This window comes from Shimazuella soli, from assembly GCF_022511585.1.
In the GTDB taxonomy this organism is placed as follows: Bacteria; Bacillota; Bacilli; order Thermoactinomycetales; family Thermoactinomycetaceae; genus Shimazuella; species Shimazuella soli.
In genome coordinates this window covers 101,219-119,926 of sequence record NZ_JAKWBN010000003.1, presented here as the reverse complement: position 1 = coordinate 119,926, position 18,708 = coordinate 101,219, and the positions used below count along the sequence as shown (strand labels likewise).

Sequence of the window (18,708 nt, the reverse complement as noted above, 5' to 3'; positions counted from 1 at the left end):
TCACTCCCTCAATAAAATGTAAAATGATTAACCTTTTCAAGTGTGAAATTGTCGTACATGAGTAGGATTGACTTGATCAATCTTCACAACTAAATATCTTCATCAGACTTGAAGACCTCCCTTGCTAATTTCGAAGGCAACTAAGTAACTCTCATTCCATTTTCCCTTTTATCAGTTTTATTGGATTTCTCTGACTATTATACCATACGGTATGGTATTTTGAAAAGGCACACTATCAAAAAAATAACCGATCGAATGATCGGTTTTCATTTTAATTAAATTCGTATGGAGTTTCTTGGTAAACGTAATAGTTCAGCCAGTTAGTAAACAATAGATTGGCATGTGAACGCCATGTATGAACGGGAAGGTTATCCGGGTTATCTTGCGGAAAATAATTTTTTGGCAGATTTATCGGCAGGCCTTTATTCACATCTCGGATATATTCCTCCTTTAACGTAAGTGAGTCATACTCCGAGTGGCCTGTGACAAAAACTTGCTTTCGATCTTTGCTGGCGAGAATGTAAACCCCTGCTTCCTCTGATTCCGAGAAAATTTCCAGTTCACTGCACTTCTCTATGTCTTCCCGCCGGATATCGGTATAGCGGGAATGAGGTGCGTAAAAAAGGTCATCAAATCCGCGCAATAACCTCGTATTCGGCTTGGAAACTTTGTGAGCATATATCCCGGATAACTTTTCAGGCAGCGCATATTTTCTAATACCGTAATGGTAATAGAGTGCAGCTTGTGCTCCCCAGCATATGTGCAAGGTGGAGGTGACATGAGTCATTTTCCATTCCATGATCTGCTTCAGCTCATCCCAGTAATCTACTTGCTCATACTCCAGATGCTCCACTGGAGCTCCGGTAATGATTAATCCATCGAATTTGTCTTCGGCTATTTCTGCAAATGTCTGATAAAAAGTTTCCAAATGGCTTGGTGATGTATTTTTTGAAGTATGCGACTGCAAATGAAGGAAACTTACCTCTAGTTGCAGAGGAGAATTACCCAGTAACCGAAGCAGCTGTGTCTCTGTTGTGATCTTGGTAGGCATGATGTTCAAGATCACGATTTTTAGCGGTCGTATATCTTGATGAAAAGCTCGCTTTTCTGGCATCACGAAAATGTTTTCCTTGCGGAGGATTCCAGCCGCTGGAAGGTTGTCTGGAATCTTAATCGGCACAACTTAACCTCCTATAATTTATATTTGTTGGCTTTTTTCAAGTGCTTGTGCTAAATCCTCAATGATGTCATCTACGGATTCAATTCCAACTGACAAGCGAATAAGTTCTGGGTTTACACCAGCTGCTTTTTGATCTTCCTCTGTGAGCTGTTGGTGTGTTGTACTTGCCGGGTGTATCACAAGGGACTTCGCATCTCCGACATTGGCTAGATGGGAAAATAAAGATAGATTTTCAATCAAACGTTTTCCGGCTTCGAGCCCGCCTTTGATACCAAACGTAAAGATGGCTCCTTGGCCTTTTGGTAAATATTTTTGCGCTTTTTCATAAGAGGGATGTCCTTCTAACCCAGGGTGGTTTACCCATGCAACACTGTCGTGGTTTTCCAAAAACTTGGCAACTTTGAGTGCATTTTCGCTATGTCGTTCCATACGCAGGTGTAAGGTTTCTAACCCTTGCAGCAATAAAAATGCATTAAACGGCGAAATAGCGGCACCTGTATCACGCAGCAGCTGGACACGTGCTTTAATAATATAAGCAAGATCTCCTACTGCTTCTGTATAAGAAACGCCGTGGTAACTTGGGTCTGGTTCTGTTAAATCAGGGAATTTACCATTTTTCCAATTAAACTTCCCAGAGTCTACTAAAATCCCGCCGATACTCGTTCCATGTCCCCCTATAAATTTGGTTGCGGAATGAACAATGATATCTGCTCCAAAATCAAATGGGCGGCTTAAATAAGGCGTAGCAAACGTATTGTCAATGATCAGTGGTATGCCTGCTTCATGCGCTGCATTGGCTACTGCTTCTACATCTAATACGTCCAACTGAGGGTTGCCGATGATTTCTGCAAAAACAGCTTTCGTTTTATCGGTTATCGCTTTGCGAAAGTTGTCCGGGTTAGTCTGATCTACAAAATGCACATGGATTCCCAACTTGGGGAGTGTATGTCGAAATAAATTATAAGTGCCGCCATATAGGTTGCTGGAGGCTACAATTTCATCCCCAGCTCTGGCGATATTTAAAATCGAGTACGTAATCGCTGCTTGACCTGAACTAGTTGCGAGCGCTCCTACCCCGCCTTCCAGCTCGGCAACTCTTTTTTCTAAAATATCCGTCGTGGGATTCATAATCCGAGTGTATATATTCCCAAATTGTTTTAACGCAAATAAGTCAGCGGCATGCTGTGTATCGTCAAATACATACGAAGTTGTTTGATAAATAGGAACAGCTCTTGCATTGGTAGCAGGGTCTGGCGCCTGCCCCCCATGAACGGAAATCGTTTCAGGTCGAAATGTACTCAATGATAATTCCCCCTTTTTTATCGCACAAAAAAAGCCACCTTCTTATCCAGAAGAGGCTTTGGGTTTCTAATTCCTCATCTTATCTGCTAGAGACTCTTGTCTCTACAGGAATTGGCACCTTCTAGTGAATCACTAGGGTTGCCGGGCATCATCGGGCCAGTCCCTCCGCCTCTCTGGATAAGAGATATGAAAATATATAGTTCAACACTCGGTTTACTCGATTATATTGAATTTTGTGTTAACTGTCAATACTCTTCTTGTTATATTTCCATATTTTTGTGTGGATTTCCCCTAATACTTATGGGGTGTCGTATCGGGTGTTCCAGTGTGGTGAAAGGATATATAAGGTTACGTTCTATTATTTTTGTTCCGTTATTTAGATGAAAAATAGGATAAAAGCGGAGCCGGGTGACCTTACCACATGGGAAAGATCACCCGACAGGCGGCTTATCGATAAGCCTATTCCCACTTAGACAAGCGGGGCGAACTGCGCACGCAGCTCCTTAGTTGCGGCTAGAGATAGGCTCCCTAGCCGCTTTTCGCACGAAAAGACTCCAGTTCCGCCATTTTAGGCGAAACGAGTCGCCGGTGATTTATCGCCGACGCCCATTGACGATCACAGTACTGTTCGAGACGTGCGGCGCCATGATCCCTACAGTGCCACCCACGTTGACGTTGATCACGGGACCGCTGGAGTTTCGGCCGCTCCCCTTCACATACTCCATGTGGAGGCGATTGTCCTTCTTGAGGATTCGGATTCGATTGGTGCCCTTCGAACCCGTCAGGGTCCAGGTGTTGCGCTCCCGGCGGAGCACCAGTTTTCCGTCCTGAATCTCCGAGCCCCGAGCCATCCGAATGAGCCGCTCACGACTCAATTTGACCCTTCCATGATACTTGATAGTGGCGGCGATGATCTCGTCGAAGTTGTCTCCGTAGATCTTCACCTCCTTGGAGGTAACAATCTTCTCGAAGTTGTCTCCGAGGACCTCGACGTCCTCGGCGGTCTCGATGTACTCGACGTTGCTGTCCTCAATCTGCATTTTCGTGCGCCTTTCATTCTCGATCGAGGAAAAGGATTTTTTCCTTCTCTACTCTATTGACTCCATTGTACCTTAAAATCAGAAAATAGTGTGACCAGAGCAAATAAATGCTCTGGCCTAATGACGACAAATCTTGAACTGCTTATTTGATACTTTTGATATTTCCGATTCGTGCTTAGCTAAGTTACAGGACAACGTATCAAGGAAATAACACATAAATATAAAAACAAGCTCTATTCAGCCGAAGACGGTGACATTAGGTCACAATACCTCTCTCTTAATGAAATCGTTTCCAAAAAACTTGATTCTATATTAGAGGGGAACATCTATTTTTGTTCCACTGCTTCACATGTGCGACGTGAAGTCGCTTAAATAACTGTTTCACACTACGATGAAGCCTACTGTTCCATACATCCCCTTATCACCTACTTTGCTGAATCTGAAAGTAAGAGTACTCTTTCCGAAAAACAGATGGTATGATAAGAAAAAAGATAAGTTTTTGGGAGGATGAAAAGTTGTTTGAAACCGTACTTGCATCTATGGGAATGGGAGCAGCAAAGATTGACTTACGTTTAGACAAAGAAATAGTGACAACAGGACAAGAAGTTACTGGGCAGATCGTAGCTACTGGCGGTAATGCCGAACAAAAGGTGGAAGGACTTTCTGTTTACTTTATGCTCAAATCCGTCCATGCTAGAAGCGGCAGTGACTTAACAGAACGCATCGCCATGATCGATGTCACACATGAAGAATTTGTGATTCAACCAAATGAAACGATTACTTTTCCATTTTCCTTTACTTGTCCAGCAAATATACCAGCTTCCTCAATCAATACGAAATACTACTTTATTACGAACTTAGAAATTAAAAATGCAATTGATTCACATGATCGAGATTTTATAAAAGTATTGCCTGATGAACGAGTAGAACAGTTTTTGACAGGATTCAAACAACTTGGCTTCAAACAAACTTGGGAAGGTCTTGTAACAGATGATCAAGGCTGGTCCCAACTTATCCAGTACCATCCAACCACTTATTTTTATGGAGTTTGCAGCCAGATCGCTGTATATTATCATCATAATCTAGAACAAGATACGATCGACGGAGTGCTAGAAGTTGGGGAGCATCATGGCAATAATTACTCTGCACTTATCGATATGTTTCACTTGGATGAAAAGATACGTCGTTTTGAAATAACTTCTGAAGACTTAAGCACACAAGAAAAGGCAAAAGCTCGGATAGAACGCATTGTAAAACAAATGCTAAAAAAATAATCATTGATAGCAATCTCTAAAAGAGATTGCTTTTTCTATTTGAAATAAGTGATCATTTATTGAATAATATAGAAATAAACAGTATAATTAATTAAATATTATATCTATTCCATAGATATGAATTTCTACATTAGGTTAACATCTACTATTTTTTATGGTAGATCATTCATCACTTTCTAACAACACACCAAAGACCAAAGCGTCTAGCGAAAGGATATGAGTACTATGTATAAAACGATCGCAATATTCAAAAATATAGAGGATCTAGGGACTTTCCATTCGCAATATTTAGAACTATTGCTTCCTCGAATCAATAACTTACCTGGCAGTATCTGCACAGACATAACTACAGTGTCAACACTAATGACAGGGGATGAATTAGGTGAACTACAATATATGGTCGAAACACATTTTGAATCATTAGAAATCATGAATGAAGTGTTGTCTTCCCCCAAAATAAGTCAATTTTTAACGAGATGGCTTGAAGAAACCCCTGCTGACATATCTTATTTCACAGGTAATACGGTTCGAATTTACTCTGATGCTGCAAAACAAAAATTGGTAGAGCTGACTGAGGAATCTCATAACAACACGTTAAGTGAAGTACAAAGTTTAAAATACATAGAATCCTCCATCAAAGATGACTTCAAATAAAATCTTTCTGTGATTGGTTTTATTTGATTTCAAACAATTTGTGGCAATTTTTCATTTCGAGGATGTCTTTTTTGGGAAATAAATGTTAATAAATTGAATTTTGTAAATTTAAGGGTTATAATGATATGCATTGATTTTTACAATCAAATCCTCGACTTCCCTGATAAGTGTATAAGTAAATAGCAAAAATTCATTGCTTTCTTGTAAATAAAATTGGACCATGACAAAGCAATAGTCGAGGACCATTCATTTTGTTTTACGTATACAGATTAGAATAAAAATATACATTCTAATCTAGGACAAACCTCCTATTGAAAGGAAATGAATGCTATGTACAAAACAATCACTTTTTTTCGAAACATTGAAGAAGAAAAATTTAGAAAGCTGTACCTCGAAGGGCTGCTTCCCTTATTCTACAACTTACCTGGTTTCATTTGTACTGACGTAACTTCCGTTTCTTCTGTTATGGAAGGTGATCTTGGCAGTATTCAATACATGATTGAAGCCCATTTTGAAACAGAAGAAATCATGAATGAAGTGTTGGCATCTCAAGAAATTGGAGAAATGATGCAGACAGCATTAAAAGAATCCGGTGGAGACATATTTTTCTATACGGGTCACACTGCCCGAATTTATTCCGATAACGCCAAAAAGAAATACAACAAAGAAGATAATGATGGGTCTGTATTAGATGACTATACAGGGGATAAACTCCTAACGTATGATTATGACACACCCGAAAGTAAAAATAACAACATGTCCACATACACCAAAGGAAAGCTAAATTAACGCTTAAACTATTCTATCTTCTCCTTTTCTGAAAGTATATCTTGTAGAATGGGGTGTTCCATGATACATACTGAACCAATTATTGCTGTATCTAATGTCGCTGATAGTTTAAATTGGTATACCCGGTTATTAGATTGTCATCATACACACACCCATAACGAAGTATTTGATCAACTAATCGACCAAGATGGAAAAATACTGCTCTGCCTCCATCGGTGGGGAGATCATCAACACCCATCTTTAGAAGACCCCGACAAGGGACAACCAGGAAATGGATTACTTCTTTTCTTTCGTCTAGATCATTTCGATGCAGCTTGGGAAAGGGCACAGGCTCTTGGTACTCCAATCGAAGCCCGTCCCCACTATAATCCATTTGTTCTACACCAAGAGTTTACACTAAAAGACCCAGATGGTTACTATATAACAATCTGCTCCCTACGCGATAAACAATGATAAAAATGGATTCATGACTTGCTAAATCGATGCAAGTCTTTTTTTTATAGTAAAAGAGACTCCAAATAGATGAAGTCTCTTGGGAGAGCTTAGCCCACTGCTTGAGTTGGAGGTTGAGGAGCTGGCCTTACTTGTGTTTTTACTACTGTGTTATCTGGGATTTTCTTGATCAGCATCGCTTCCCCTTGACGGAGATTTTTTAGCACGTTTGGATGGATGACCAATTCTTCATCTTCTCGAACCGTTCCCATCAATTTGGACATGTTACCAAAGAGCTTTTCCTCTGTCATGGTCGTTTTCACCAGTATTTTATGTGTTCCTACTACGTTGGACAAATACTCAGCGGAATCTGGAACATCTTGACGGTGAACAATTTTGACGTTGGTGTTACCAATAACTTGACCGACCAATTCTTCTCCCCCTGCGGCAGATAAGTCAGCTAACTCCTGAGTGGCAATAAAACAACAGAATCCAGCAGCACGGCTTTTGTTGATCATGTTTACCACTTGTTCTCCTGCAAATAGGTTAAATTCATCGAGAATCACATAAATATAGTCTTCCCGTCCACCTTCGATAAGTGCGGAAGCTACACTTTTCAAATCCTCTACAATCATCGCACCAAGCGCTGGGGTGAAGGAAGAGTAACTAAGTCCAGATAGAGAGAGCATCGCTACCCGTTTTGCTTTCACCGCTTCGAGCAAATCTATCGTTTTAGCTCCTTCTTTATCTTTAAACAATCTGCCTACATCACTTTCTGTCAATAAAGCCACACGGTCTTTTAGACCATCGATCGCATCTTTGTGTCCTTTGTCTAGACCGTTGATATATTCTTTGATGTTATCTGCTTCTTCTTTTGGTATATTTCTTAATTTTTTCACAACGGCCATCAAGTTTTTCTGCGTCAACATACTCTGTACCACATGCAGGTCAACCGGAATCTCAGCTAATTGCAAAACACGGAAAACCAACTGAAGATAACGCTCTGCGGCACGTTTGTAGTATGGCTCTGACCATTCTTCCATCGCCATCATTTTATCTTTCAGCTCGGTTGCTTTCCCATGGCGAAATGGATTGTAGTGCACATCCCCGCTATAAGAAAATCCTTGGAACTCTCTTCCATAAGCTTCGGACATCTCTTTCATTTCTTCTAAGAAACTGATATCCCCTTTACCATCGACGATAATAACCGGCTTCCCCCGGCGAATAGCACTCTCTAAAATTACTGTCAGTGTATTCGTTTTACCGGCCCCTGTTGCTCCACTGACAAATACGTGCATATTCACTTCTTTATCGTAGAGGGGAACAGGTTTCCCATTATCATCTAAACCCAATACCACACCATCATCAATAGTAGGTAAGTCGGTCAGTTTGCTCAATTTATGCACAACTGGTTTTTCTTCTTTCGGCGGTTTTACGGGAATAGGCAGCAGTTCCGGGCGGTTTTTAATAAACCACATAAAAAGACCTGTCATTAAAACACACACTACTAATGATGCAGGTGTCATATTCAATAAACTGTCAGGCAACGCATCCCAAAACAACTGACTGGCTTTACCTGCTTTTAACCCATCAAACCACTGGGAAGCCAAATTCATCAAACCATGAATATATAAGTTAAAAAAGCTGAGCGGAATCCCAATCACACTGAGCAATAAACCGCTCCATATAAACCAAGCCGGTTTCCAAGCTTGTCTTACCGCGACGATGGTCAAAATAACCGATACGATAAGCGGAACAAAGAGAAAAACGATCAAAAATAGGGCACCCAGCATTTCCATGGCGAGAACTCCGCCTTGCTGTCTGCGTTGGAACTCTTTAAACTGCATCAGATCATCGTCATTACCGAACATATTCTCACTCCTCTCTAGGAAGGGAAAGCCCCTGTCAAACGACAGAGGCTAGAAGAACAGCATTAACACAAGTCCACGTATGAATGCAACGATACAAAAAATCAATGCCACAGCTATAATTACGAACCTTTTTTTGTTTGCGTATACCTCTATTGCCCATTCTTTCGTCAGTTGCTTTAACAAGATCCACCCATCAGCGGCTTTTTCTTTAAAGGAGCGATTTTTTTTTGGTTCTTGTGAATCCATCATTTCCATTCTCCTTTTCCTTAAGGTTTCCTGCCGCCAGGTGGTGGGGTGTTAGGTGGTCTTTGTTGCTGCTGCTTCCTCTCCACATCTTTCAATCGTTTGGAGATTTTCTCCATCCGATCTTTGTACGTGTACAGGTCTTTCATATCAATTTGAAGCATTGCTCCTAACATATCCGTCATTTGGTTCATATCTAAGCCAGCTTTACCTACAAAGTTTTCAAATACTGCTGGTGCTTTCGCCGAGCCAGCTAAATTTTTCGTAAACTCTGCTTGCATATCGGCAATTGTCTTACGGAGTTCATCAGGAGAAACCATACCGCCCCGCTTCTGCTCAAGGATCTCATTGATCTTCATCGCTAAGGCACTATCATCAAACTGTTGATGTATTTTTTGTTGTTGAGCATTGAGACCAGATACCTTAATATCTACTTTTTGAGTACCTGTTCCACCTTTCACAGGCATATCTACCTTAATGGTTACAGGGCTGTCGGGAATATTCCCAACGTTCAGACCCAAACTTTCCAACCTCTCAATCGCTTGTTTTTCGAGGTCTGCCATAGCTTGCTTACGTTCTGCTTCATTTGAAGGCAAATATTTTCCAAAGTCACCTGAAAACACAACTTTCTGGTTCCTTCTAGTAAGATCCTTCCCAAAATGACTGAGCTCGATGACTTGTGGACCCATAGCTGCTGCTTGAGTAACTCTATTAATCTCATTTTGAATACCTTCAGCTCTTACTGACTGTAAACCTTCAAACATTTCTCTTATATTTTTCGTTTCAATACGTGGTTTTGGCTTCATCGCTTTTCGTTTTAAGTTTAATTTTTTATAACTATCCATTTCATTTTTAAATCTTGCCATCTCTGCCGTTTGGGCTGTCTGCCAGTCCTCAACATTTTCTTTTCCAAATTGCGCTACAAGTGCATCATATTCTGGAGTACCCTTAGCTGGCATTTTATCTGGCAACGGCATATGTCTTGCCATCGCATTTGCCATGGCGTTATCGCGAATACGATAGAGTTCTTCTTGTTTCTTTTTCGCTAGTTCAGGATTTAATTGTTCTAATCTATTTCGGCCTTCTGCAGTTGTTACATCCACGCCATAATCTCTGCGCATTTGATCTGCAAATTTTGCATCATCTTCATTTAGGCCCTCTTTGCGATCTTCGTAATCTCGATCTTCGTCTCGTTTCTTTTTCTTTTCATCTCGCTGATCACTTCGATAATCAGCTACTTTTTCCAATCCATGATTTATCCCTTGCTGCGCAGCTCCGCCTACACCTCTTCTAGCGATAGCCATACCGGCTTTTACACCACCAGCACTGCCATACATAGCACTAACACCTGCGATGGCATAACCGGCACCTTTTTCTGCTATGTTATAAGCCTTCTTGAGGGCATCTTGTGCTTCTGTACTGTAACCTTGCAAATATCTTCCGTTTCCAAGTGGGATATTAGCAAGCTTTTGAGTAACTTCTCCAAGTGCTCGATGAAATGCCAGTGTCAATAAAATAATAATTACCCATGTATTTATCAATCCGGCCTTTTGAACTTGGTCAGCTGTAGCAAAATCATATACTAACTTCGTTTCCGTTCCCAAAAACGCAAGCATAACCGCATACATACATAGGGATTGGCCTATTTTCCACAATATTGTTACTGCAGGCTCTAAACCCCAAGTCGGCAAAAGGCTCATGATCAAATAAAAAGCAAAGGCCAATCCCCGCCCCAAGGCAATAAACTGCCAAATAAGAGCCAAAACAGCTACATAAGCAAAACAAAATATCCCGATTGTCGCAAAAAACATGACCATACAGGAGTTAACAAGCCGGTCGACTGCTTTACTAGGAGTTAACCACATCACTTGATCCATGCCTGTTTTATCGTTCTGGTCTTTCATTTTATTATATGCTTTAACTATTACATCCGCTCGTTTATCCCCTCCCATATCGTATCCTACCTTTAGTACATTTTGCCAAGGAATCTTATTTGCCAGTTCTGGACTGCCAAAGTTAACGAGCATATATGGCAAATCAATAAAGATGCCATACAAATTTTCTTTCAGCGCATTGCTGACTGCTTCCTGTTGTGCTTCTCCAGACTCAGAGTTGATCTTATCATCTTGAGCTAGACCTGTAATACCAGTTAGAATGGTTACCCCAACTATGTGGCTGACTCGCGTCATTGTCTGTAAATAATTCCCCATATTGGCAAAAAGCGTAGCCGATAAAGCAATGACAAGAATAGTTTTTACAAACGTGGACCACAACTGTGTGGTCTTTCCAACTATCCAGTAGTAAACCATCCAAGCAACAGCTACCGCCCACATCAAATACATCATCGGATCCCAAACTGTTTTCTGGACACTTTCTATTGCACGATTATAAGAATCAATAATAATATTGATGATCTCTAAACTAAAAGCCCATGTGAGCCAGTATGTTGCGAAAGCAGCCCAACCGACATATTGCTGCCATAGTATTGTGTTTAATATGTTGATGTAATAGGAGACATCAAAATACTTTCCAACCGACTTGCCAAATTTATACGTTACTGCACCAGATGCACATTCTCCTGTTACCCCTTTTATAATAGTATTATATATACTCTTGGCCAAACCGCCATCAGTAGAGACACATGAATTCGCAAATTCTTGTTTGTCTTTGTCTGGTCCTAAGCTTTGCACATAATCAAGTTGAAGTGCAGCTAGGCCATATCTTTTAAACATGGATTTACTGTTCTTATCTGTCTTATCCTTTGGAAGGATGTCTCCAGAAGTCGGTGTGTCATAATTCTTTTGATCGTTTGGACTGTCGGCATTAGCAGTTGAAGAAGACATTGCTAGTACAAACACCATGGTGCATAACACCATTGCTAAAAAACGCTGCCACCTTTTCACAACTTCACCCCTTTCTCTAGATGCCGCCCTCTGAAACCACTTTGGATGCTTCACTCGCTTCTGGTTTGGTATTAAAGAGTTCTACTAAGTCTTTTTCTGGGGTAATGAATTGAATAAATCCTGATCTTCCTTCTAGATCTTTCATATATCCGTAACCAGACAGCGCTTTACTCCGTCTTTGCTGAAGTACATTGCGCAATCCCTCATCATTTACATCTAAATTGAGCGCTTCAATAGCCAGCGTTGTTTCATTTTCATCACTTGTCCCTAAGCATACATAGACACTGACGTTATTCAAGATTTCATTGTCTATATCGGAAGGGTTTTGGGTCGCAAACCAAATACCAGCATTAGCAGAACGTCCAGCACGCTCTAAGCGGTTAGCGAGTGATTTCCCTTGATCTGTACGCAGCCAAATCCATGCCTCATCTAGTGCCGCAACACGGAATCCCCCACCTGTACCACGCAAAACAAATTGTTCAGCCAAGATAGCTGTCATAGACATAACTGCTACAGACGCTTCTTGTCTAAGCCCATTGGCACGTTGTTTTTCAGGTGGAAGCTCTAAACCTTCCAATTGGAGCAGGATAATTCCATTATCGGGAACACGCACGCCATTACCTTCGCCAAACACTAGTTTCCCGAGAGGCAGGCGGGCAATCCGCATCAAGTATTCTGCAAGATCACGGCCATCTTCGTCTTTGTGCAGCTCCTCCACCATTTTCGACATACTCGGATTTTCATGTTTTAATGCTCTTTCCGCAGCAGATAGAAGCATATTCTTATCTCCACGGGAAAGATTCCCTTCAAACTGGGAGATAACCGATACAGCGATCTCACTTGCAAATTCTGGGTCATGCGATAACAGTTGGAATGGATCTAAAGCTCCTGGGTTTTGCCGGCCGTCTAACTTTAGAACGTGAACACGATCTTCCAATCCTGGTAAACGTCCCACCCAGTGACTCCGCTCTCCTTTTGGATCAACTACGAAAATACGAGCTCCCCAGAATAGGGCTGTTTTATGGATAAGGTTGTTCAATGTATGTGATTTACCAGAACCAAGGGTCCCTGTAATGACCATCGAAGCATTTTGGTTAATCTGCGGTCCTCGTTCTGGATTTAATTTCACAACAGAACCACGACGTGTCAAACCTACTGGGACACCATTTGGATCTCCTAGAATTTCCGATGCTCCAGGCATAACGATGGAAGCAGCAACTTCCGGCAGCATTTTCTTCACATACCCGCGGGCAGGGTAACGGTCATTTGGCAGCCAAGCTTCAAATAGATTTCGTTGTTCCCCTGTAGGTCTTGCTGCCACAAAACCTCTGCGGTCAAAGAAGTTGATCACTTGCTCGGAACGACTGTTCACTTCTTCTTGATCGTATCCATCGACCACAAATACGACCCGGCTGTCCAAAATCGGCGGCCGATTTTTCTTCAATTCAAACTCAAGGCCTTCCGCCATACTTTCTTGCTGCATTAAATCAAGTGGAACTTGATCTACTTGTCCAATGTGGCTCGTAGCATCTTTGATATCTTTGCGTTTTCTCGTTACCATGCTTGTCGCCTGCTTATTTGCGATCATCTTCCAGCGGAACATCGCTTCCACTGGGAAATCAAACTCACTAGAGAGCTGATGGAAGAGCTCTGTTCCAGGGGAGTAAATTTCATCAGGAAAAGATCCCAATGTGATGAAACTGACAAAACGACTTTCATTTTCTTGATCACATAGCACATAACGGAAACCATAAGCCCGGCTGCCTTCAGCAAGCCAAGCGTAGTCTTGCTGACCTTTTGGCCACACACTGCGCATGGCTTGAGGTAATGGTTTGAGTGGCATACCCCGGTAAAAATGATGGCGGTAAAAATCTGCAATTTCATGTTCCATCAGCGGGTCAAGACGACTGAGAGATCCTGCTCTCTCCTCAAATGCCCGCTTTGACCACGAATAATCAAAAGATTTCTCCAGTGCATATTCTTTTTCTTCTTTAAATACACGTTTTCCAAGTCCAAGAAAGGCTTCAAGGGCACGTATAGGTATCCCAAAAGTTTGTGTAATCCATTTATAATTTTGCGGTATGGGAAGAGGCAGCTCAAAAGCAACGATAAAATCATAATCTGGCAATGTACCACGCTCGATTAAGTTGAGCCATGTATTCATAGATTCATAAGCTTTATGTCTTCGTTCACTCTCTACTGTGTTTACCAATCTATCAAGGTAATCCACCCAGTTAAAACGCCTGCGCATCATCCACATTTGAGCCGTTAATCCCGGTTCTTGAATCTGGCGAAAAAACTGAGTGGCATTCATCCATTCGTTTTTCTTGCCATCAATAGATAGAGGTGAATATGAAAAAGGGATGACCCGGTAAAATGCCCAGGGTCGTCCTTCTATAAATGCAACATTCTTTTCAATCTGTGTCGGTATCGGTAGCATAATGTTTTATCCCTCCAACCATATGGGTTAGTTGGTAATCTCCTTCTTCGGTTACATCTGGAATAGGTACCCCTCTGGACCAAAGTTTGTGTGAAAATAAAAAGGTTAGAGAGCTCCAAAAATATTGATAAGGCGGTCTACCCTCCAAATCAACCCGAGAGAGTAGCCACGCTGCGCCAAATGGTATAATTGCAAAACGGAAAACAGGCGGGATAGTAGTAGTTATCCACGGAACAATATTGCCCATAAAGATAAAAAATGCTTCTAAAAGAACGATAATTAATAACTCAGAAAGACTGACGGGTATGGGGAGGCGAAAGCGTTCGATATGGTAGAAAACTTTTTTCAAACCCCATACCGCATCAAAAGTTATGATTCTTTCAGGCCTCATTTATCTCGACTCCTCACTTACCATTAGAGAGTATACTTTGTACAGCTTTCGAAAGGCTGTTTAACATTCCTTTTCCAGCTGTACCATCTGTTCCAGTGAAGAGAAAGAGAATACCTGCGACGACGATTCCGCCGAAAAGGGTCATCAAGCTGCCATTCATCCAAGCACGTAAACCCAAAATCACAAGAGCTGCTACAATAACCCAGCTCGCTTGTCCCAAAATCCATTGTGCTGCGTTTTGGAACAAATTTTTGTCGACTTGCCCATCCAAAAAAGTCGGTATATGTTCAATAATATGCAACATTTTAAGTCCCCCTTGTTTTAATTAATGGAAACAATAAACAATTTCCCATTCTTCTCTTGGAATGTTACATGGTAATTCAATTGGAACTCCACATTATTCGAATCTCTCATCGAGATATAAACACTTACTTTTAATGGATTATCATTACTGTCTGGCAGTATTTGCTGGACTCCTACAAATTGGGCATTCAGGTTTTCTTCCCAATTCGTTGTTGGTATTGGTTTCCCATTCGCCATATAGAGTGCGCTGGCCTCTGTGTGACCTTTTAACCAGTCACTGAAGAAATCTTCTAATACCGTCTGCATCGCATCTTTTTGCGGGATATCAATTTGCGGCTGATCTTGATCGTCTGTACTTGTAACTCCTTCTGGCTCTGCTATCAAAGCTGGGAGTGCTGATACCTGCCAAGTACTGCCTGACTTTACTACTGGAAGAGCAAGGAAAAGTGCTTTGTCATCATTTGTTTGCAATCGGGCTACGACCTGAGCTATATTGTTTTTTTGATCTTTCCATGTAGCCTGCCAAATATCCACTTCTTTTGCACTCACACCTTGAAATGGCTGCTGCTGATCCCCTGTTGAAGATGTATTGGTTGTAGTGGAGTTATTTGATGCTGTTGAATTTTGCGTTGTTGAATTTTGCGTTGCAGTGCCAGAGGTCTGATTTTGATCCGTATTGATCCTCAAATCCGCATTGGTGCTGATATAACTATATAAGTTTGGCGTTATAAAAGGTGTTAACTTTTTAATGCGGTCATCATCTGCACCATCTGGTTTGATGGAATACCAATTTTCTAAAAATAACTTCGCGACACTCTTTGCTGTATCCGGTACTTCATTAGATGTACTCGTCTGTTGTACAGCTGGTTCGTCTCTCCCAGCTATTTGGAAGTAGACATCTACTAAATTTCGAATTAAGAAGACTACCAAGACAGCATAAATAACAATTCTAGCGACTTGTTTCAATCGTGCGTTTCTTGTCGGGTTCAAGGTAATCCCCTCCCTCAAGCCAATATCAGATAAAATAATTCATTAGGTCCTGAGAACATTTTATAACATCCATTCTAAGTTGACTATATGATTCAAAAAAAGAAGCATGTTATCTCGATTGATAATTGTGGAAAAATAGGAGCTAAACGGAAGAATCAATTAAGCCTTTAATTAAAGATATTAAATTTTTAAGTAATTCATTTGGAATAACGACCTTTCTTCATAAAGTAAAGGTGAAAGCTTCGACTCGATAATTTGTAGCAATCCAATTATTTTTGCAGATAATTAAATGTCTAAATCTGCCAAATATCCTTTGCTTTCTGAGTAGTATCATTGTCTGTAGTATAAGGCAATTTATAAGACTTTGTCTATCTAAAAGATAAAATTCAACTTTAGATTTTTTAACGGAATTCGTACAAAATAATTAATTACGCTAAATATGGCTGTTTTGTTAAATTTATGAAAGCACTTACAACTTCCATTCTAATTCTAATTGGTAATCTCCTAATTTCATTTGATTGCTCTCTTCTAAAGTAAACTGACAACTGATACTTTCGGAAGTCCTGAAATAGGAGTGAGTTTTGACAACCACCTCTATTTGGCCTCCAGGTAACTCCATCTTACAGAGAGTAGGCTCTCCTGTTACATACGTTTGTTGGTAGCGGATAGGACCATTTCGTAATATTATCATTTTATTTTCATAGGAAAATATCCTTACGGTTGAGATCTGTTCCCCTTCACCCTCTTGATATAAAATTTGAATTTCGTCTTCGATTTGCAAAAATTCTGCATCAAATTGTTGTTCGATCACCTCTGGATGATCCCCGTCTACTGCATGGATGGTTGATTTTATATACAGGGTTTTGAGCATACCGTTCACCTCTTCTGTAGAATAAAGAAATAGGGCGTAAAGAAGCCCTATTTGAGTAGATAAGAAAGTATAAATTTTATCTTATCTACAAAGCGAGACTAGGAGCACAGCGACGTAGCGAGACTTGTGCCCTTGTCTGAGGTGCATAAGTGCAACTAAGACTCTGTCAGCGCCTTAAAAGGCTTGTCAGTCGTCAAGTTTTCTTTATAAAACCTAATAACATTTCCCGAATGATTTTTGCCGCAGTTATCGGTGTTTTTTCTGTAGGATCATAAGCTGGGGCTACTTCTACTAAATCTGCTCCAACCACATGAACAGATGAACGAGCTATAGCATGGATACTGCTTAGTAACTCTCGAGTGGTAATCCCGCCTGGTTCTGGTGTTCCAGTCCCTGGAGCATGAGCTGGATCTAACACATCAATATCTATCGTGACATACACAGGTCTTCCAGCAAGACTCGGCAACACTTGCTCTAAAGGCTGCAAAACATCAAAGGGATGAAAATGAATACCCGCTGATTTTGTATAATCTACTTCCTCTCTTGTCATCGAGCGAATACCAAACTGATATACATTTTCTCCACCGATTAACTGAGAGATCTTATAAAGCGGAGTTGCATGAGAATACATTTCGCCTTCATAATCACTGCGCAGATCAGCATGTCCATCGAAATGAAGTACTGCTAGATTCGGATACTTTTTCGCCACTTGTTCTACTACGGGCCAAGTGACTAAATGCTCCCCACCCATACCGATCGGAATTTTCCCCAAATCGAGCACTTTCCTTACAAAATCACCTATTTGCTGCAAACTCTTTTCTGGATTTCCGAAAGCAAGGGGAATATCTCCTGCATCGTAATAACAGATCTCTGTAAGTTCACGACCTAAATAATGACTATACTCTTCATGTACCAATGAGGATTCTCGAATTCGGCTGGGCCCAAAGCGGGCCCCAGGTCGAAAACTCACGGTCCAATCCATAGGCATACCATACAATACAGCAATTGATGCATCTATATCATCTGAAGCCCCAATAAACACATTTCCTGCGTATTTTTCATCAAATCGCATGACTGTTACTCCTTATTTTCTGTCAATTCTTGCACAAATACAGGGAGTTGAAATAATGATTTATGCATACTAGCTTGATAATACTTGGTATCCAGTACAGCGAACTTTGTCTCATCTGCCTCTAATGGATCATATTGCTTGGAACCAAGGGTAAAACTCCACAAGCCGCTTGGATAAGTAGGAATGCTTGCTGTATACAAACGAGTTACTGGAAAAGTACTGGAGATATCAGCATAGACTTGACGAATAAGGTCTCTGTTAAACCAAGGAGATTCTGTTTGTGCAACCATAATTCCGTCTGTTTTCAATGCTTCTGACACTTTTTGATAAAAAGGTTTTTGAAACAATCCTACGGCTGGCCCAACAGGTTCTGTAGAATCAATCAAAACAACATCATATGTATTTGGATGCTCTTCAATATGACGTATACCATCTACTACTTGAATATCAACACGAGGGTCAGACAGACCTGACGCAATAGCTGGGAAATATTCTTTGGAGGCTTCAATTACCCGGCCATCGATCTCTGCTAATACAACACGCTCTACTGAAGGGTGTTTTAGTACCTCACGAACTACTCCACCATCGCCTCCACCAACAATCAGCACTTGTTTTGGGTTTGGATGGGTATGAAGTGCTACATGAGAAATCATCTCATGATAGACAAATTCATCTTTATCTGTTGTCATCACCATGCCATCTAACACGAGCAGATTTCCAAATTGATGTGTTTCTACGACATCCAATGTTTGAAACTCAGTGACCTCTGAGTGAAGTGTTCTTTTTATTTTTGTAGTAATACCATGATTTTTCGTCTGTTTTTCTGTATACCATAATTCCATATCCATTTTGTCATTTCTCCCTTACGTATAGAAGATGTATTGTCCTTATCCTATCCAAGTCCATATAAAAACTTATCGTATCTTCTACAAAGATGAAAGTTTTTTGCAGGA

At 40.8% G+C, this 18,708-nt stretch carries 17 protein-coding genes and 1 riboswitch; of the genes, 4 read left to right on the top strand and 13 right to left on the bottom strand.

Going from position 1 to position 18,708, the window contains the following annotated elements; translation table 11 throughout:
- Positions 1-271: 271 nt before the first annotated feature.
- The 3 genes from metA to MK805_RS09005 form a co-directional block, all read right to left on the bottom strand.
- Positions 272-1,180 (bottom strand): homoserine O-acetyltransferase MetA, encoded by a 909-nt coding sequence (gene metA / locus MK805_RS09015; protein ID WP_240875341.1) that lies wholly within the window; start codon positions 1,178-1,180, stop codon positions 272-274.
- Positions 1,181-1,198: 18 nt separating this feature from the next.
- Complete coding sequence (locus tag MK805_RS09010; RefSeq protein ID WP_240875339.1) at positions 1,199-2,482, bottom strand: homocysteine synthase; 1,284 nt, start codon at positions 2,480-2,482, stop codon at positions 1,199-1,201.
- Positions 2,483-2,558: 76 nt separating this feature from the next.
- Positions 2,559-2,666: riboswitch (SAM riboswitch) on the bottom strand.
- Between the two features lie 409 nt (positions 2,667-3,075).
- Positions 3,076-3,522, bottom strand: a complete 447-nt coding sequence (locus MK805_RS09005) for a hypothetical protein (protein WP_240875337.1) — start codon at positions 3,520-3,522, stop codon at positions 3,076-3,078.
- Positions 3,523-4,037: 515 nt separating this feature from the next.
- On the opposite strand from MK805_RS09005, the gene MK805_RS09000 reads away from it, so the two are divergent.
- The 4 genes from MK805_RS09000 (at position 4,038) to MK805_RS08985 (ending at position 6,692) form a co-directional block, all read left to right on the top strand.
- Positions 4,038-4,796 carry a sporulation protein gene (locus MK805_RS09000; protein WP_240875334.1) on the top strand — a complete coding sequence of 253 codons (759 nt, stop codon included), beginning with the start codon at positions 4,038-4,040 and terminating at the stop codon, positions 4,794-4,796.
- Between the two features lie 225 nt (positions 4,797-5,021).
- Positions 5,022-5,450, top strand: a complete 429-nt coding sequence (locus tag MK805_RS08995) for a hypothetical protein (RefSeq protein ID WP_240875333.1) — start codon at positions 5,022-5,024, stop codon at positions 5,448-5,450.
- 330 nt (positions 5,451-5,780) lie between these two features.
- The gene (locus MK805_RS08990) at positions 5,781-6,239 is read left to right on the top strand and encodes a hypothetical protein (RefSeq protein WP_240875331.1); all 459 of its coding nucleotides are present in this window, start codon (positions 5,781-5,783) and stop codon (positions 6,237-6,239) included.
- A gap of 60 nt (positions 6,240-6,299) precedes the next feature.
- Positions 6,300-6,692: a VOC family protein gene (locus MK805_RS08985; RefSeq protein WP_240875330.1), complete on the top strand. Its 393-nt coding sequence runs from the start codon at positions 6,300-6,302 to the stop codon at positions 6,690-6,692.
- A gap of 89 nt (positions 6,693-6,781) precedes the next feature.
- On the opposite strand, the gene MK805_RS08980 is transcribed toward MK805_RS08985, so the two are convergent.
- The 10 genes from MK805_RS08980 to speE form a co-directional block, all read right to left on the bottom strand.
- Entirely contained in the window at positions 6,782-8,542 is a 1,761-nt protein-coding gene (locus MK805_RS08980; RefSeq protein WP_240875329.1) for a type IV secretory system conjugative DNA transfer family protein, read from the bottom strand.
- Positions 8,543-8,590: 48 nt separating this feature from the next.
- Positions 8,591-8,791, bottom strand: coding sequence for a hypothetical protein (locus tag MK805_RS08975; protein WP_240875328.1), 201 nt, complete (start codon positions 8,789-8,791; stop codon positions 8,591-8,593).
- Positions 8,792-8,808: 17 nt separating this feature from the next.
- Complete coding sequence (locus MK805_RS08970; protein ID WP_240875326.1) at positions 8,809-11,688, bottom strand: hypothetical protein; 2,880 nt, start codon at positions 11,686-11,688, stop codon at positions 8,809-8,811.
- A 16-nt stretch (positions 11,689-11,704) separates the two neighbouring features.
- Positions 11,705-14,128, bottom strand: coding sequence for an ATP-binding protein (locus tag MK805_RS08965; RefSeq protein ID WP_240875324.1), 2,424 nt, complete (start codon positions 14,126-14,128; stop codon positions 11,705-11,707).
- Positions 14,103-14,519: a TcpE family conjugal transfer membrane protein gene (locus MK805_RS08960; protein ID WP_240875322.1), complete on the bottom strand. Its 417-nt coding sequence runs from the start codon at positions 14,517-14,519 to the stop codon at positions 14,103-14,105. The genes MK805_RS08965 and MK805_RS08960 overlap by 26 nt, the downstream gene beginning before the upstream one ends.
- A gap of 13 nt (positions 14,520-14,532) precedes the next feature.
- The gene (locus MK805_RS08955) at positions 14,533-14,823 is read right to left on the bottom strand and encodes a hypothetical protein (protein ID WP_240875320.1); all 291 of its coding nucleotides are present in this window, start codon (positions 14,821-14,823) and stop codon (positions 14,533-14,535) included.
- Positions 14,824-14,840: 17 nt separating this feature from the next.
- On the bottom strand, positions 14,841-15,812 hold the full coding sequence (locus tag MK805_RS08950) for a conjugal transfer protein (protein ID WP_240875318.1): 972 nt from the start codon (positions 15,810-15,812) through the stop codon (positions 14,841-14,843).
- A gap of 469 nt (positions 15,813-16,281) precedes the next feature.
- On the bottom strand, positions 16,282-16,683 hold the full coding sequence (locus MK805_RS08945; protein WP_240875316.1) for a YwiB family protein: 402 nt from the start codon (positions 16,681-16,683) through the stop codon (positions 16,282-16,284).
- Between the two features lie 193 nt (positions 16,684-16,876).
- Positions 16,877-17,755 carry an agmatinase gene (gene speB / locus MK805_RS08940; RefSeq protein WP_240875315.1) on the bottom strand — a complete coding sequence of 293 codons (879 nt, stop codon included), beginning with the start codon at positions 17,753-17,755 and terminating at the stop codon, positions 16,877-16,879.
- Positions 17,756-17,760: 5 nt separating this feature from the next.
- Positions 17,761-18,597: a polyamine aminopropyltransferase gene (gene speE, locus MK805_RS08935; RefSeq protein ID WP_240875875.1), complete on the bottom strand. Its 837-nt coding sequence runs from the start codon at positions 18,595-18,597 to the stop codon at positions 17,761-17,763.
- Positions 18,598-18,708: the final 111 nt, after the last annotated feature.